This window comes from Streptomyces sp. NPDC096040 (genome assembly GCF_040303265.1).
Lineage (GTDB): Bacteria > Actinomycetota > Actinomycetes > Streptomycetales > Streptomycetaceae > Streptomyces.
The window spans coordinates 192761-208918 of the sequence record NZ_JBEOTA010000006.1 but is presented as its reverse complement, the minus strand read 5'-3'; the positions used below and the strand labels follow the sequence as shown (position 1 = coordinate 208918).

Below are 16158 nucleotides of genomic sequence, written 5' to 3'. Positions count from 1 at the left end.
GATCGGGGCTCGGGCGGGCGCTGGTGTTGAGGGGCGGGCCTGCGGGTTCGTCCGGGTAGTGGATGTTCGCCGCGTCACGACAGGGCGAGGACGCAGAACTCGTGGTCCTCGGGGTCGGACAGGCACGTCCACGGGACGTCGCCCTGGCCGAGGTCGAGGTCGGTGGCACCGAGGGCCCGCAGCCGGGCCACCTCGGCCGCCGTGTCGTCGCCGGGGTACGGCAGCAGGTCGAGATGGACGCGGTCCGGCACGGTCTTCACGTCGGGCGTGCGGAGGAACTCGAGATACGGGCCTACGCCCTTGGCGGAGCGCAACGTCGCGTGATCGTCGGTCACCTCGTGCAGGGTCCAGTCCGTCGCCTCGCTCCAGAACCGGACCATGGCCCGCGGATCCGTGCAGTCCACCGCCACCGCGGCGATCGGCCCGGTGTCCCGGTAGATCTCCCTGGGTTCAAGGACACAGAACTCGTTGCCCTCCGGGTCGGCGAGGACCGTCCACGGCACTTCGCCCTGGCCCACGTCGGCGGGCGTCGCACCGAGAGCCCGGAGGTGCGCGACCAACTCCGCCTGATGGGCCGCGGAGGTGGTGGCGAGATCGAGGTGTACACGGTTTTTCGTCGTTGCCTTGGGTTCCGGAACGGGAACGACATCGATACCGACGGCGACCGGGTCCGGCCAGACGAGTCCGCCGACGGGTCCCACGTAGGTGGTCACGCCGGCGCTGTAAGCACTCCAGCCGAGCGCCTCCGCCCAGAACCGGCCGATCGCCGAGGCGTCAACAGCCTTGACGTTCACATGAACAGGTCGCAGTGCCATTCCGGCGATCCTATGTGCCCGCTCTGTTGCGTCCAGGAAGCGATGTGTACGGGTCCGTGGGTGCGGCCCGCGTCGGCACGCTGCCGCCGGGAAACGCGGCGTGGGCCGGGGCAGCGGCCAGCAGAGGCTGTCCTCCCGACAACATGCTGATGCACGCCGGGAGATGCGCGGCCGAGTCCCCTTGCTATGGTGCGCCGATGTCGTCGACCAAGCAGTTCCAAGTCACCTTCGACTGCGCGGAACCTGCGCGCCTCGCCGGTTTTTGGTGCGAGGTGTTGGGGTATGTCGTACCGCCGATCCCGGAGGGTTTTGCCACTTGGGAGGACTACCATCGCTCGCTGCCGCCTGAGGATCAGGTCACCTACTTCGCGTGCAGTGATCCCTCGGGTGTGGGCCCGCGTCTGCTCTTCCAGCGGGTTCCCGAAGGGAAGGTCGTCAAGAATCGGGTGCACCTCGACGTGCGGGCCGGCACCGGGCTCGTGGGTGAAGAGCGCCTCGCCGCACTGGAGGCCGAATGCGCACGACTGGTCGCGCTCGGTGCGGTACACGTGCGAACGCTGCTCGCCGATGACGAGAACGAGTCGTGCATCCTGATGCAGGACATCGAGGGCAACGAGTTCTGTCTCGACTGAGCGTCCTCTGCCACGGCGAGACCGGGGCAGGTCTTCATCCGTGCGAAGGCGTGCGTGAGAAGGCGTGCGTGCGAAGGCGTGCGTGAGAAGGCGTGCTCGACGCGGGTCCGGGCCTTGCGGTGGGACGTGTTGTGCTCCTCCCTACCCGTGGTCCGCTGCTGGAGCCGGTAACGGGCGAGGGCCCGGCAGCCCTGTCCGGCCCGGGTCTGTGCAGCCGATGGCGGCCTTACCACCGGACGGTTCCCACGCCTTGCGGTCGTTGCGGTTGCCGGTGACCGGCCGGCCGACCGCGACGACCCGTCATCGGGGTGGGATCTCAGGTGAGCGGGACGCGGGTGAAGCGGGAGGCGATGCGCAGGTCGGTCTGGATGCCGGCCGCGGTGGTGCGGAGGTCGGGGAGGAGTTCCGTCACGCACTCCTCCAGGGTGCGGCGGGCCGCGTGGGTGGCCACGTTCAGGGCGGCTGCCGGGCGGCCTGTGCGGTCGCGTACCGGTACCGCGATCGAGCGCAGGCCCGACTCCAGTTCCTCGTCCGCCAGAGCGTATCCGGGTGGCCCGTCGGGGGCGACGAGGGCCCGGCCGAGGGAGGTGTGGCGTGCCGGGAGGCGGGTGCCGACCGTGACGTCCACGGTCAGGACGCGGTTCGCGGTCGCCACCGCGATGTACTGGATCTCCGGCGGGTCGGTCCCGGGAACGAGCACGGCCAGAGCCGTCGGCTCGTGCAGGTGGTCGGCCAGGGCTCGGAGACGGGGGGTCGCCAGGCGGGCGAGGGTGGTGCGGGACAGCGGCGGGTAGCCGAGGGACAGGACCCGGGGCGTGAGGGCGAAGGTTCGGCCCTCTGCCGTCACCAGACCCAGGTGCTCGTATGTGATCAGTGCCCGTCGGGCCGTCGCCCGGGCAAGGCCCGTCGCCTTCGCCACGTCCGTCAGGGTCAGGGCAGGGCGGCCCTCGCCGAACGCCGTCAGGACCGTCAGGCCGCGGGCCAGGGACTCCACGAAGTCGCGGCCCAACTCGTGCTTGGAGGCCGTGGTCCAGCCGGCCAGGCCGGAGGGCGGCGAGCCCGGCTGGGGCGGCGGGGCCTTGCGCAGTTCCGTCTCCATCGCCGTGACCGCCGTACGCAGACGGGGGAGCAGGGTGTCGCGCAGGTCCGCCGCCGTGTGACGGCTGGTGTGGCTGACGACGCTCGCCACGCAGGCGACCCTGCCGGTGGCCGGGTCGCGGACGGGGACGGACACCGCGACCAGGCCCGGTTCGATCAACTGGTCGTCCAGGGCCCAGCCGTCCCTGCGGGCCCGGTCCGCCCTCGCTTGGAAGTCGTCCTCGCCACCGGGTGCGCGGGGCGGTACGGCCGGGAATCCCGCGTCGGTCGGGTCCGCTGTGCGCCGTGCGCGCCAGGCGTGCCATTCCTCTCGCGTCCACTCGGCCGCGAACAACGGGCCGGGGGCGGTGCGTTCGGCCGGCAACAGGTCGCCGATGCGGAAGCTGACGGACATCGCGCGGCGGCGCGTGGCCTGGTGGATGAAACGGATGCCGTCCCGGTCGGCGACCGCGAGCGAGACCGACTCGTCGAGCTCGTCGGCGAGCGCGTCGGCGTGCGGGTCGAGGAGGGCGGGCAGGCGGAGGGCGGCCAGGTAGGCGTTGCCGAGTTCCATCACGCGGGGGGTGAGCACCGCGTCCCGGCCGGCCTGGCGGACGTATCCCATACGGGCGAGGGTCGCGGTGATCCGGTCGACCGTGGAACGGGCCAGGCCGGTACGGCGTTCCAGCGCGCTCGCGCTCAGCGTCCCGCCCGCCTCGGTCAGCGCCTCCAGCACCGCCACGCCCCGGATCAGCGGCGCGACCGCCTCGACGGGCGGCTCGTGCGGTGCGGCGGAGGAGGGCAGGGGGGCGGCGGCGGTCATCGACTCTCCGGTACGGCCATCAGCGCAGGCCTCGGTCAGGGCACGCCTACCGTAAACCGTGGCCGACCCCGTCCCACCCCGTCCGATCCGTCTGGCCTCTTCCGATCCCGCGCGCCCCCCTCGGATCCCGCCCGGCCTCCTCGGATCCCGCCCGGCCGCCTCCGATCCAGCGCGCCCCCCTCGGATCCAGCGCGCCCTCCTCGGATCCCGCCCGGCCTCCTCCGATCCAGCGCGCGCCCTCCTCGGATCCCGCCCGGCCTCCTCCGATCCAGCGCGCGCCCTCCTCGGATCCCGCCCGGCCTCCTCCGATCCAGCGCGCGCCCCCCTCCGATCCCGCCCGGCCTCCTCGGATCCCGCCCGGCCTCCTCCGATCCAGCGCGCCCCCCTCCGATCCAGCGCGCCCCCCTCGGATCCAGCGCGCCCCCCTCGGATCCCGCGCGGCCCCGTCCGATCCCGCCCGCCCCCATCCGATCCAGCCGCCCCCCTCCGATCCCGCCTGAAGCGCTACCCCCGAGTGACTCGCACCCGATAGTCCCCCGCCGCGTCCACCCCCGACACCCGCACCTCGATCCCGTGCTTGGGGTCCTTGAAGGTCTCGCCCGGCCCGAACGTGGCGTCGGAGAGTTCCGCCTGGACGTTGGGGCTGCGGGTGCAGCCGCCGGTGTCGCCGTGGGCGTCGTACACCTTGATCGGTCCGCGGCCGGTGTCGACGTTGGCGTCGACCTTGTAGATGAGGACGCCGGGGTGGCAGACCTCCTGGTCGTTGCCGCCCTTGGTCCGCACCTCCAGGGCGTAGCCGGTGCGGGCGTCGACGGGGACGAAGACCAGCTTTTGGCCGCCGGCGCGGGAGAGCGGGGTCAGCGTGTACTCGGTGGTGCCGTGGGCCGCCGCGCAGCTCACCTGGTCGGCGTCGAGCCAGCCCAGCTTCCACTTGTGCCAGGCGAGGAGGTCGTTGTCGGCGCCCCAGTCCTCGCTCATGATGTCCCAGTGCCCGACCGCGCCCCCGCCCTCCTGGGTGTAGAGGTCGGGCAGGCCGAAGACATGGCCGTTCTCGTGGGGGAGGACGCGGTAGCCCGTCTGCGCGTAGGAGCCGGAGCCGTCGTCCTGGCGGGAGTAGACGAAGGAGGCGTTGGCGACCGGGACGCCGTCGGCGACCGGGGCGTCGGAGTTGCCGGCGAAGGTCACCGACAGCACGGTGTCCAGGGCGGAGGGGCCCGCGTTCGGGGTGATCAGCACGTTCAGGAGGTCGTACGACCGGAAGTCCACGTCCGGGTCGGCGGCGGCCACGATGTCCTGGACCAGCTGCCGGTAGCCGGGGTCGAAGGGGGCGCCGCGCTCTATTCCGTACGCCGCGAACGGCTTGGGCATCCGCAGCCAGTGGTCGATGGGTGCCGCCGGCTGGTAGTCGAGCTTGCCGTAGGAGGCGGTGCGGAACCAGTCCTGGGTCCGCGGGAAGAACTCGTGGTAGCGGTCGAGCGCGCTGCCTTGGCCGGGCGCGTCGGAGAAGTCGACCATCAGGGTCAGGGCGTGCACGGTGCCGGTGGAGCGGGAGTAACCGCCCGGGGTGGGGATGCCCTCGGTCATCTGCACCTCGTGGCCGCCGCTGATCAGACAGGGTCCGTAGGCCGAGGAGCGGGCCAGCGCGATCGGGCCGGCGCCGGCCGGTGTGGGCGCCGCCGTGGGGAGTCCGGTGCCCGCCGAGGTGCCGACCGCGAGGATCAGCACGGTCACGGCGGCGAGGGAGACCGCACGGCGGTGGCGTATCGGGCGGGTCGGGGGCGTGCGCGAGGCGCGTGGTGTGCGCGGGGCCCGTGGGGTGCGACGGTGCGCGGGTATCGGGCGGCTGGGCTGCGGCTGCATGCATGGACCTTTCGCGCCACGGCAGCCGCCGGTTTCCGGCTGCACCCTCTCGATCACCCTGTGTCTGCGGGGCGGCGGGCGCGCGCTGGAGAGGCCGATCGTGGGATTTCCCGGGCCAAGAGGTGTGATGCAGGTCACAAGGAATGAGGAGAAGGCGTGGAAATAACCGGGGACCCTTTCCCCGTTTAGACCTGTGTCCGCGCGAAACGGGGAGCGGATCCCCGGATCGTGGAAGCCCAGAGGATCACCCAGACCACCAGACCAGGAGTGCGCCGTGCAGACCGCGACCGCCATCCCCACCGTGCCCAAGGCACCCCGGCCCCGCGCCGACGCCCTGCGCAACCGGGAGCGGATCGTCACCGCCGCCCGCGAGATGTTCACCGAGTACGGCCCCGACGTGCCGCTCGACGAGATCGCCCGCCGGGCCGGCGTCGGCAATGCCACGGTGTACCGCAACTTCCCCGACCGTGACGCGCTCGTCCGTGAGGTCGTCTGCTCCGTGATGGACCGGACGTCGGAAGCGGCCGAACTCGCGCTCGCGGAGACCGGGGACGCCTTCGGGGCGCTGGAACGCTTCGTGCACGCCTCCGCCGACGAGCGGGTCAGCGCGCTGTGCCCGATGGTCTCCAGCACTTTCGACAAGAACCATCCCGACCTGGAGGCGGCGCGCGAGCGGTGCGAGCAGCTCATCGGGCAGCTCATGGACCGCGCCAAGGCGGCCGGACAGCTCCGTCCGGACGTGGGTGTCGGCGATGTGATGATCGCCGCGGCCCAGCTCAGCCGGCCCCCGGCCGGCACTGGCTGCCTGGTCAACGACCGCTTCGTCCACCGTCATCTGCAGCTGTTCCTGGACGGACTGCGGGCCCCGGCCCGCTCCGCCCTGCCGGGCGCGGCCGTGACCATGGAGGACCTCCGCCAGGCCTGAACGACCGAGAGCGACCGCACCGTCCCGTAGGGGCCGATCAGTTTCGGACCGGGCACCGGTCCTTCATCTCGCGCGCCCCTTGATCCGCACCGACCACCGTCAGACCACCGTCGGCGCCTGACCACCGTCTGCGCTGCACCGATCCCGTTTTCCGTAACGAACGCCGACTCTCCGTCACGAATCACGAATCACGAATCATCGACTTTCCGTCACGAAGTCACGAAGTGGGTACCCCCATGTCTGAAACAGCCGCAAAGGCCACCGGCGCACCGGCGCAGTCCGGTGACGCCAACCGCTGGAAAGCGCTCGTCTTCATCGCGCTCGCCCAGCTGATGGTCGTCCTCGACGCCACCATCGTGAACATCGCGCTGCCCTCCGCCCAGACCGACCTGGGCATCTCCGACGGCAACCGGCAGTGGGTCGTCACGGCCTACGCCCTCGCCTTCGGCGGTCTGCTCCTCTTCGGCGGCCGGATCGCCGACCTGTGGGGCCGCAAGCGGGCCTTCGTCATAGGCCTGACAGGCTTCGCCGCCGCCTCCGCGCTCGGCGGCGCGGCGACCAGCGGCGCGATGATGTTCGGCGCCCGCGCCCTCCAGGGCGTCTTCGGCGCCATGCTCGCCCCGGCCGCGCTCTCCCTGCTCGCCGTGATGTTCACGGACGCCAAGGAGCGTGCCAAGGCGTTCGGCATCTACGGCGCGATCGCCGGTGGCGGCGGCGCCGTCGGCTTCATCCTCGGTGGTGTGCTCACCGAGTACCTTGACTGGCGCTGGACGTTCTTCGTCAACATCCCGTTCGCCATCGTCGCCGCGCTCGGCGCGTACTTCGTCATCCGCGAGCCGGAGGGCGGCCGCAACCGCAACCCGCTCGACATCCCGGGCGTGCTCCTGTCCACCCTCGGCCTGGTCTCGCTCGTGTACGGCTTCACCCGCGCCGAGTCCGACGGCTGGAGCGATGTCACGACCATCGGCCTGTTCGTCGCCGCCGTGGTGCTGCTGCTCGCGTTCGTGGTCACCGAGACCCGGGTCAAGGCCCCGCTGCTGCCGCTGCGCGTGGTCACCGACCGCAACCGCGGCGGTATCTACCTCTCCCTCGGCATCGCGATCATCGCGATGTTCGGCACCTTCCTCTTCCTGACCTACTACCTGCAGGTCGTGAAGGGCTTCTCGCCGATCAAGACCGGCTTCGCCTTCCTGCCGATGATCGCGGGCATGATGATCGGCTCCACCCAGATCGGCGCCCGTCTGATGACCCGGGTCCCGGCCCGGCTGCTGATGGGCCCCGGCTTCCTGGTCGCCTCCGTCGGCATGCTGCTGATGACCCGGCTGGAGATCGGCTCGTCGTACGCCTCGACGATCCTGCCGGCGATGCTGCTGCTCGGTCTCGGCATGGGTACGGCGTTCATGCCGGCCATGTCCCTGGCCACGCTCGGTGTCGAGCCCCGGGACGCCGGTGTCGCCTCCGCGATGGTCAACACCTCGCAGCAGGTGGGTGGCGCGATCGGCACCGCCCTGCTGAACACGATCGCCGCGTCCGCGACGACGGCGTACATCAAGGACCACATCGCCACCGCGACCTCCAAGTCGCAGCAGCAGCTGGTCCAGCTCCAGGGCCAGGTGCACGGCTACACCAACGCGATCTGGTTCGCCGTCGGCATGCTGGTGCTGGCCGCGGTCATCGTGGTGACCTTCGTCAACGCCGGTACGCCGAGCGCCACCCCGGTGGCCTCCGGTGAAGGCGCGGAGGACGAGCTGGCGATCCCGGTGGTCGCCCACTGATCCTCTGAGCCACCACCGGCCGACCGGGTACCCGCACGCGGGCCTGTCCTGAGCTCCTCAGCGGAGCCAGGGCAGGTCCGCGCCCGCTTCGTTGGGCTGCAGGCCCTCTGCGACGATCTGCATGATCTCGCCGAGGGTCTGCCGCTGTTCCGGGGTCAGCCGCTCGAACAGCGCCTGCCGTACGGCGGTCACATGGCCCGGCGCGGTGCGCCGCAGCACCTCGGTGCCCTCGTCGGTCAGGACGGCGAACTGGCCCCGCTTGTCGGAGGGGCAGTCCTCCCGGCGTACCCAGCCGTTCTTCTCCAGGCGGGCGATGGCATGCGAGAGCCGGGACCGGGTGATCTTCGCGCCCATGGCCAGCTCGGTCATCCGCAGCCGCCGCCCGGGCGCCTCGGCGAGCGCGACCAGCAGGCCGTAGTAGATGTGCGGCATCCCCGCGTCCCGCTGGAGCTGGCGGTCCAGATGGTCCTCCAGCAGGGTCGTGGCGTGCAGATACGAGCGCCAGACGCGCTGTTCGTCGTCGCTGAGCCAGCGGTGCCGGGCGGCGGTCGCGGATGTGGATGCCGTGTTCATGTATCCCACTGTACGAGGCCTCTCCTTGAAGGTTAAACAAGTGGGGCGTATGGTGTACGACGGAAAGCTTGAGATTTAAAGCATGAGGGTAGTGCGGGGCCGGGTGGAGGTCCCCGCTCGCCGTCCGTGGAGGGAGCCGCCGTCATGACCGCCGCCGCACAGGAGCGAACCGCCGCTTCCCAGGAGCGCATGCCCGCCCTCTATCTGAGCCACGGCGCGCCGCCGCTCGCCGACGACCCGGTCTGGCCCGGCGAACTGGCCGCCTGGAGCGCCGGGCTGCCCCGCCCCAAGGCGATCCTGATGGTCTCCGCGCACTGGGAGGAGGCCCCCCTCGCCCTTGGCGCCGTACAGACCGTCCCCCTCGTCTACGACTTCTGGGGCTTCCCCGAGCACTACTACAAGGTCCAGTACGCGGCCCCCGGCGCGCCCGGCCTCGCCGAGTCCGTGCGCAAGCTGCTGCGCGCCCCCGGTACCCCCGTGCAGGACATCCCGGACCGCGGGCTCGACCACGGCGCCTATGTGCCCCTGGTGGAGATGTTCCCGGCCGCGGACATCCCTGTCCTCCAGATTTCCATGCCCACCCTCGACCCGGTCCGCCTGATGGAGATCGGCCGCCGGCTCGCCCCGCTGCGCGACGAGGGCGTGCTGATCGTCGGCTCCGGCTTCTTTACCCACAACCTGGCCGCCCTCCGCCACGCCGGAGCCGGGGTGCCGACCTGGTCCTCGGAGTTCGACGACTGGGGACACCGGGCCCTGGAGAGGCGTGACTGGGACGCGCTCCTCGACTTCCTCGACAAGGCCCCGGCGGGCCGTTACGCCCACCCGCGCACCGAGCACTTCGCCCCGCTCTTCGTCACCATGGGCGCGGCGGAGGCCGGCGGCGAGCTGGACGCGCAGAAGTCGGTGATCGACGGGTTCTGGATGGGGATGGCCAAGCGGTCGGTGCAGTTCGGCTGAGCCGCAGCCGCCCCCCGCTAGAGCGGGCGCTCGTACCAGGCCACGTCCCAGTAGCGGCCGAACTTGCGGCCCACCTCGCGGTACGTGCCGACGTACCGGAACCCGAAGCGCTCGTGCAGCCGGGTGGACGCCTCGTTCGGCTGCGCGATGCCCGCGTAGGCGCGGTGCAGGTCCTCGCCGGCCAGCGCCTCGAAGAGGGCCCTGTAGAGGAGTGTGCCGACGCCGCGCCTGCCGGCGTCCGGGGCGACGTAGACCGTGGTCTCCACCGAGGTCCCGTAGGCGGGTTTCGCGCGGTAAGGGCTGGATGTGGCGTACCCGAGAATCTCCTGTGAGTCCGCCGAGGTGGCAACCATCAGCCGGTACGGGCCGTCTTCCGGGTGGGAGAGCAGCCACGCACGACGCTCTTCCGGTGTGAAGACCACCGTGTCGAATGTGATGGACGTCTCACGTACGTAGTGGTTGTAGAGCTCCGTGAGGGCTTCGAGGTCCCCCTCGAATCCCGGCCTGACCTGCACCTCTGTACGTTCCGATGACATTACGTCCCCTCGGCTGGTCGGACAGGGTACTGCATGATCAGAAAAATCGGGGGGCGGCATGGGAATTCTGTCCGGATTCCAGTCGTTGTTTCCTTCGGATGCCGGGCACCCGACCAGGACGCGGGAGTTCCAGAAGCGGACTTCCGCGGCGCCGAGAGCCGAGCGCCCACATCCATGAGAAGACCGAGAAGAACCGGATAGGACCACCCGCCCGCCCACCATCGCAAGGGAGCACCGCATGGCAACCCGTGCCGTCGCCCGTCGTCAGTCCGCCACCGGCGAGACGGCCGACTCGGCAAGCAGTGTTCGCGCCCATGGCGGCGAGATCGCCGACCGCGATCTGGTCGGCATGTATCTCGACGAGATCGCGCGCACACCGCTGCTCGACGCCGCCAAGGAAGTCGAGCTGTCCCAGACCATTGAGGCGGGTGTGTTCGCGCGGCAGGTCCTCGACGGCGAGGAGGAGTCCGCGTCGGACGCCACCCGCGAGGAGCTGGAGGCGCTCGTCGCCGCCGGCGAGCGGGCGAAGGACGTCTTCATCCGCTCCAACCTCCGCCTGGTCGTGGCCGTCGCCCGACGCTACCCGCGCAGCGGCCTGCCTCTGCTGGACCTGGTCCAGGAGGGCAACGCCGGCCTGGTGCGCGCCGTCGAGAAGTTCGACTACCGCAAGGGCTTCAAGTTCTCCACGTATGCCACCTGGTGGATCCGCCAGGCGATCACCCGTTCCATCGCCGACCAGTCCCGGACCATCCGGCTCCCCGTCCACCTGGTGGAGGAGCTGGGCCGGATCCGCCGCGTCCAGCGCGAGTTCAACCGGGAGCACGGCCGCGACCCGGAGCCCGCGGAGATCGCCGCGGAGCTCGGCTCCAACCCGGAGCGCGTCATCGACGTCCTCGACTGGGCCCGTGACCCGGTCTCGCTGAACATGTCGGTGGACGACGAGGGCGAGACCCAGTTCGGCGACCTTCTGGAGGACACGTCGGCGGTCAGCCCCGAGCAGTCCGTCATGACCCTGCTGCGCAGCGAGGAACTGGACGACCTGATCGGCCGCCTGGACCAGCGCACGGCCTCCATCATCAAGATGCGGTACGGCATCGAGGACGGCCGCGAGCGCACGCTGACCGAGGTCGGCAAGGAGCACGGCCTGACCCGCGAACGCATCCGCCAGATCGAGAAGCACGCGCTGCTGGAGCTGAAGAAGCTGGCCCGCAGCACGGGGTTCGAGCCGGCGGCGTAAGGAAGTCGCGAGGGGGGCGTGCGCCTGGGGCTCCCGCCGTCTGCGGGGGCGTCCGGGGTCGCTGGGCTCCGGGGTCTGTGGGGCTCCGGGGTCTGTGGGGCTCCGGGGTTCGTGCGGGCTCACGAGCCTGGGGGCGTGCGTGGTTCATGTGCCTGGGGGCGTGCGTGGCCATGCTCGCGCCGGGCGCGTGCGCTGGGTGGCGAAAGACGGCGCAAACATGGCGCGGTACCGCCGCTTCAGGGCTCCGTGTGTAGGGAACAACCATTCCGGGCCCGGGCAGTCGAGGGCTCCGACCGCCTCTGACCTCTGACGACGTATGACGAACCCTCGGTGAGCCTCGTCCCGACGCGCCATCCCCCCGGCGCCGGGACTTCCGCAGAGCCGGGCTTCGGCGCCTAACCCCCCCGGGCGCCGGAGCCCGGCTCCATTGCTGTGGACGTGCTCCGTGCGTGCGTGGGGCGACTCGCTCGGTGGGTCTGCCGGGTTCCGTCCCTCCTGGGCATGCTGGAACGGTGGCTCACCCCGTACCTGAACCACGGGGTGAACCACCGGATGGCAGATTCTGCCACAGCGGCATAGCCTGCCGAGGTGAGCACCCCCAGCCCCACCGGCAACACTCCCCGGCACGGTCCTCCCGGTGTCTCCCTGACGGAGCGGCGCAAGGCGGAGACCCGGATGGAGATCGCCCGGGCGGCCGCCGGCCTCTTCGTACGGCGGGGCCTGAGGGCCACTCGCGCCGAGGACATCGCACACGCCGCCGGCATCGCCCCCCGCACGTTCTACCGCTACTTCGCCACGAAGGAGGAGGCGGTCGCCCCGCTCTACGCCGCGGGCGCCCAGCGCTGGGTGGAGGCCGTACGGTCGGCTCCGGCGGCTCTCTCGGTCCCCGAGGCACTCGAACACGCCGTCCACCACACCCTGACCCCCGGCGTGGGCGTCTCCGCCGCCTCCTGGGAATGGGTGCGCACCCTGATCCACCTCGCCGACACCAGCCCGGCCCTGCGCAAGGTGTGGGCGGAGGTCTGCCAGTCCTCGGAAGACCTCCTGACGACGATCCTGGCGGAGCGCACCACACCGGACACCGCACCGGACACCGGACCCGGCACCAAGTCCGACAACGTTGCCCCCACCCCTCACCTCCGCTTCACCTCGGCGGTGGCCAGCGCGGCGGTCCGGGTGGCGGTGGAGTCCTGGGCGGCGGGCACGGCGTCCCCGTCGGGCGCGCAGGGACCGGCGGCGCTGGCGCTGCGGAACCTGGGGGATCTGCGCGGGTTCGCCTGGGAGGAGCGGGCGTAGTCGGTACGGCTGCTCAGCCGCTGGGGACAGTCACTCACCGGCTCCGGCCCGAACCAACCGATTCCCCAACTCCTGGACGCACTCCACGAGTTCCCGGGGCTGCCGCACCACGAACTCATGTCCTGTCATCACCAACCGCACCGCCAGCCACTCCATCGGATCCCCGGTTCGTCCTCCGGCGTCCCCACCCACCGCGGCACCCGGGCCCCCACCTCCTCCACCGTCCCGGCGAACGCGATCACGAACTCGTACGTCTCCTGGTGCCGTTGGATGGACCGCCGCAGATACTCCGCCGCACTGCCCGTCGGCATCTCGCGCGGAGCGAACCGCGCCCCGGTCGCGAACGGCTCGCTCACCCGGTCGACCCGGAACGTCCGCCAGTCGTCGCGTTCGAGGTCGTACGCCACGAGGTACCAGCGCCGTCCCGTGGACACCAGCCGGTACGGCTCGGCCTGCCGTCGCGTCTGGCTTCCGTCGGCCGCCCGGTAGGCGAACCGCAACCGCTCCTGCCCCGCCACCGCCGACGCCATCACGGTCAGCGTCTCCGGCGCGATACTCGCCCCGTCCCCGCTGGTCAGCGGCGTGGTCGCGGCCTGGAGCGTGGTCACCCGGTGCCGTAGCCGGGCCGGCAGCACCTGCTCCAGCTTCGCCAGTGCCCGTACCGAGGCCTCGTCGACCCCCTCCACGGCATGCCCCGCCCCGGCCCGCAGCCCGACCGCGATGGCCACGGCCTCCTCGTCGTCCAGGAGCAGCGGTGGCATCGCCTTCCCGGCGACCAGCCGGTACCCGCCGTCGGCCCCCTTGCTGGCCTCCACGGGATAGCCCAGCTCCCGCAGCCGGTCGATGTCCCGCCGCACGGTGCGCCGTGACACCCCGAGCCGATCGGCCAGCTCACCGCCGGGCCACTCACGGGGCGTCTGGAGCAGGGAGAGGAGTTGCAGAAGCCGAGCCGGAGTGTCCGTCGTCATGCGTCCGAGGATGCCGTACGGCTAGGACAGTATCTGGCCTAATCGGCTCCTAGGTTGTCGGCATGACTTTCACCGACGGCGGCATCGACGCCCTCAAGGGGCGCGAGACCGTATCCATCAGCGGCTCCGCCGCGGGGCGCGCCCGGCCACAGACGACAGCCACTCGGCACATCACCTCCACCCCCACGACGCTCCCCGCACCCCCGTCCGGCCGAACCCGATGGCTCGCCCTCGCGATCGTCATGACCGCCGCCTTCATGGACCTGGTCGACGTCACGATCGTCAACATCGCCATCCCGTCCATCCAGCGGAGCGCCCACGCCTCGTTCAGCCAGATCCAGTGGATCACCGCCGGCTACGCCCTCGCCTTCGCGGCCGGCCTGATCACCGGCGGCCGCCTCGGCGACATTCACGGCCGTAAACGGATCTTCCTCATCGGCGTCGGCGGCTTCACCCTCGCCTCGGCCCTGTGCGGCTTCGCCGCCAACCCGGAGATGCTGGTCGCCTCCCGCATCCTGCAGGGCGGCATGGCCGCGATGATGGTCCCGCAGGTCCTGTCGATCGTGCACGCCACCTTCCCGGCGCACGAACGCGGCAAGGTCTTCGGCCTGTTCGGCGCGATCGTCGGCCTGGGCGCGGTCTCCGGCCCACTGCTCGGCGCCCTCCTCACGGAGTGGAACATCCTCGGCCTCGAATGGCGCCCGATCTTCCTCATCAACCTCCCGGTCGGCATCGCGGCCCTTCTCCTCGGCCGTCGTTACATCAGCGAATCCAAGGCTTCACACGCCCTGAAACTGGACCTGGTCGGTGTGGCCCTGGTGACCCTCGGCCTGCTGATGCTGCTCTACCCGCTGACCCGCGGCCGCGAGCTGGGCTGGCCGCTGTGGGGGTATGTGTCGATGGCCGGGGCGCTCGGTGTCTTCGGTGCGCTGGTGGCCTACGAACGCTGTAAGGCCGCCAGCGACGGTTCCCCGCTCATCGAACCGTCCCTGTTCAAGGTGAAGAGCTTTGCCGCGGGCATCGCCGTGCAGACCGTCTTCGGTGTCGCGCTCGGCGTCTTCTTCCTGGTCTGGACGCTGTACATGCAGGTCGGACTGGGCTGGAGCCCGCTGCACGCGGGCCTGACCGGGGTGCCGTTCTCGATCGCCGTCTCCGTCGCGGCCGGCCTGTCCGTGCAGAAACTGGTCCCGCGCTTCGGCCGCAGGGTGCTCCAGGCGGGCGCCCTGGTGATGGGCCTCGGCGTGCTGCTCTACATCTGGGAGTCCCATCGCTACGGCCTCGCCATCGCCTCCTGGCAGATGGCCCTGCCGCTGGTCGTGATGGGCGTCGGCATGGGCCTGATCGTCGCCCCGCTGACCGACGCGGTGCTGTCGGAGGTGCCGCGTGAGCATGCCGGGTCGGCCTCCGGTCTGATCAACACCGTGCAGCAGATGGGCAACGCGCTCGGCCTCGGCCTGGTCTCGGTCGTCTTCTTCGGCGTCATCGACGACCGCCTGACCCCGGCCCGGCTCGGCCCGGCCTACGCGAACGCCTTCCAGCATGCGCTGCTCTGGGTGGCCGCCGTCATGGCCGTGATGTTCCTGCTGATGTCCGCCTTGCCGAAGCGCCCGGCGCAGCATGTGGAGGCGGCCGAGGCGGCTCACCCCGCACCGGAGAAGGAACCGGCACTCGTGCCCTGACCAGGCACGACCACGGGCCCGGCACCGAAAGGCGCCGGGCCTTCCGCGCGCCCGGGACCGCGCACTCTCTCACCGGAAGTCCGGCCATGCTCTTCACCGGAAGTCCGGGCATGCCCGAATCACGTCCGAACCTGTTTACTTTCCGGAAATCCGGGCGTAGCCTCCGAGCGAAACCACAAGTTCGGGCATGAAGCGGAGGTGAACGGACATGTACGCACCGGAGCGGCAGCAGGAGATCCTCCGGCTCGCCCGTGACGGCGGCCGGGTGGACGTCGTGTCGCTCGCCGAGGAGTTCCAGGTCACGGCGGAAACCATCCGCCGCGACCTGAAGGCCCTGGACCGCGCCGGCCTGGTCCGCCGGGTGCACGGCGGTGCCATCCCGGCCGGCCGGCTCGACTTCGAGCCGGACCTCGCCGAACGCGAGTCCACCTCGGCCGACGAGAAGGACCGCATCGCCAAGGCCGCCGTCTCGGAACTGCCGACCGAGGGCACCCTGATCCTCGACGCCGGCACTACGGTCGCCCGCCTGGCCGCGGCCATCCCGCTGGAGGCGTCCCTCACCGTCGTCACGCACAGCCTGCCGATCGCGGCCCGCCTCGCCGACCACCCGGGCATCCAGCTCCACCTGGTCGGGGGGCGCGTACGGCACCGCACGCGCGCCGCCGTGGACGCCTGGGCGCTCCGCGCGTACGGCGAGATCCGCGCGGACGTCCTCTTCGTCGCCGCCAACGGCTTCTCCGTCGGCCACGGCCTCACCACCCCCGACCTCGCCGAGGCCGCGGTCAAGCGGGCGGCCGTCGCCGCGGCCCGCCGGGTGGTCCTGCTCGCCGACTCCGCCAAGCACGGCCAGGAGCACTTCGCCCGCTTCGGCGACCTGAGCGACGTGGACCTGCTGATCACCGACAGCGGGCTGAGCCCCGAGGACGCCGCCGCCATCGAGCGCGGCGGCACGGAAGTAGTACGAGCATGAGCACCACGAACAGCGCGAGCGCGACGAACGGCACG

At 71.2% G+C, this 16158-nt stretch carries 13 protein-coding genes and 2 pseudogenes; 8 read left to right on the top strand and 7 right to left on the bottom strand.

The genetic code is table 11. The annotated features are described in order from the left end of the window. Positions 1 to 74: 74 nt before the first annotated feature. Positions 75 to 815: a VOC family protein gene (locus tag ABTY98_RS09940; RefSeq protein ID WP_352220376.1), complete on the bottom strand. Its 741-nt coding sequence runs from the start codon at positions 813 to 815 to the stop codon at positions 75 to 77. A 197-nt stretch (positions 816 to 1012) separates the two neighbouring features. Here ABTY98_RS09940 and ABTY98_RS09935 point away from each other — a divergent pair, with 197 nt between their 5' ends. Next, a complete protein-coding gene (locus ABTY98_RS09935; protein ID WP_352220375.1) occupies positions 1013 to 1447 on the top strand; it encodes a VOC family protein in 435 nt (144 codons plus the stop codon). A 184-nt stretch (positions 1448 to 1631) separates the two neighbouring features. Here the strand turns inward: ABTY98_RS09935 and ABTY98_RS42265 are convergent. The 3 genes and pseudogenes from ABTY98_RS42265 to ABTY98_RS09920 all read right to left on the bottom strand — a co-directional run. Beyond that, positions 1632 to 1741, bottom strand: a pseudogene (locus tag ABTY98_RS42265) (IS5/IS1182 family transposase); the annotation flags it as partial. A 22-nt stretch (positions 1742 to 1763) separates the two neighbouring features. Continuing rightward, entirely contained in the window at positions 1764 to 3347 is a 1584-nt protein-coding gene (locus tag ABTY98_RS09925; protein WP_352220374.1) for an IclR family transcriptional regulator domain-containing protein, read from the bottom strand. Between the two features lie 504 nt (positions 3348 to 3851). Next, positions 3852 to 5207, bottom strand: coding sequence for a M6 family metalloprotease domain-containing protein (locus ABTY98_RS09920; RefSeq protein WP_352220373.1), 1356 nt, complete (start codon positions 5205 to 5207; stop codon positions 3852 to 3854). A 274-nt stretch (positions 5208 to 5481) separates the two neighbouring features. Between ABTY98_RS09920 and ABTY98_RS09915 the strand changes: the two genes are divergently transcribed. Together ABTY98_RS09915 and ABTY98_RS09910 are read left to right on the top strand one after the other, a co-directional pair. Continuing rightward, positions 5482 to 6132 carry a TetR/AcrR family transcriptional regulator gene (locus ABTY98_RS09915; RefSeq protein ID WP_352220372.1) on the top strand — a complete coding sequence of 217 codons (651 nt, stop codon included), beginning with the start codon at positions 5482 to 5484 and terminating at the stop codon, positions 6130 to 6132. Positions 6133 to 6368: 236 nt separating this feature from the next. Further along, positions 6369 to 7907, top strand: coding sequence for an MFS transporter (locus ABTY98_RS09910; protein WP_352220371.1), 1539 nt, complete (start codon positions 6369 to 6371; stop codon positions 7905 to 7907). Positions 7908 to 7964: 57 nt separating this feature from the next. Here ABTY98_RS09910 and ABTY98_RS09905 read toward each other — a convergent pair whose 3' ends face one another. Next, positions 7965 to 8480, bottom strand: coding sequence for a MarR family winged helix-turn-helix transcriptional regulator (locus tag ABTY98_RS09905; RefSeq protein ID WP_352220370.1), 516 nt, complete (start codon positions 8478 to 8480; stop codon positions 7965 to 7967). A gap of 144 nt (positions 8481 to 8624) precedes the next feature. On the opposite strand from ABTY98_RS09905, the gene ABTY98_RS09900 reads away from it, so the two are divergent. Then, positions 8625 to 9437: a dioxygenase family protein gene (locus tag ABTY98_RS09900; RefSeq protein ID WP_352220369.1), complete on the top strand. Its 813-nt coding sequence runs from the start codon at positions 8625 to 8627 to the stop codon at positions 9435 to 9437. 17 nt (positions 9438 to 9454) lie between these two features. Here the strand turns inward: ABTY98_RS09900 and ABTY98_RS09895 are convergent, their stop codons facing one another. Beyond that, a complete protein-coding gene (locus ABTY98_RS09895; protein WP_352220368.1) occupies positions 9455 to 9973 on the bottom strand; it encodes a GNAT family N-acetyltransferase in 519 nt (172 codons plus the stop codon). A 238-nt stretch (positions 9974 to 10211) separates the two neighbouring features. On the opposite strand from ABTY98_RS09895, the gene ABTY98_RS09890 reads away from it, so the two are divergent. Together ABTY98_RS09890 and ABTY98_RS09885 are read left to right on the top strand one after the other, a co-directional pair. Then, a complete protein-coding gene (locus tag ABTY98_RS09890; protein WP_352220367.1) occupies positions 10212 to 11210 on the top strand; it encodes a sigma-70 family RNA polymerase sigma factor in 999 nt (332 codons plus the stop codon). Between the two features lie 675 nt (positions 11211 to 11885). Further along, positions 11886 to 12506 (top strand): TetR/AcrR family transcriptional regulator, encoded by a 621-nt coding sequence (locus tag ABTY98_RS09885; protein WP_502994192.1) that lies wholly within the window; start codon positions 11886 to 11888, stop codon positions 12504 to 12506. Between the two features lie 30 nt (positions 12507 to 12536). On the opposite strand, the pseudogene ABTY98_RS09880 reads toward ABTY98_RS09885, so the two are convergent. Next, a pseudogene (locus tag ABTY98_RS09880) lies at positions 12537 to 13474 on the bottom strand (helix-turn-helix transcriptional regulator). A gap of 242 nt (positions 13475 to 13716) precedes the next feature. On the opposite strand from ABTY98_RS09880, the gene ABTY98_RS09875 reads away from it, so the two are divergent. Further along, positions 13717 to 15153, top strand: a complete 1437-nt coding sequence (locus tag ABTY98_RS09875) for an MFS transporter (protein ID WP_352220497.1) — start codon at positions 13717 to 13719, stop codon at positions 15151 to 15153. Positions 15154 to 15361: 208 nt separating this feature from the next. Continuing rightward, positions 15362 to 16123, top strand: coding sequence for a DeoR/GlpR family DNA-binding transcription regulator (locus tag ABTY98_RS09870; RefSeq protein WP_352220365.1), 762 nt, complete (start codon positions 15362 to 15364; stop codon positions 16121 to 16123). Positions 16124 to 16158 lie beyond the last annotated feature (35 nt).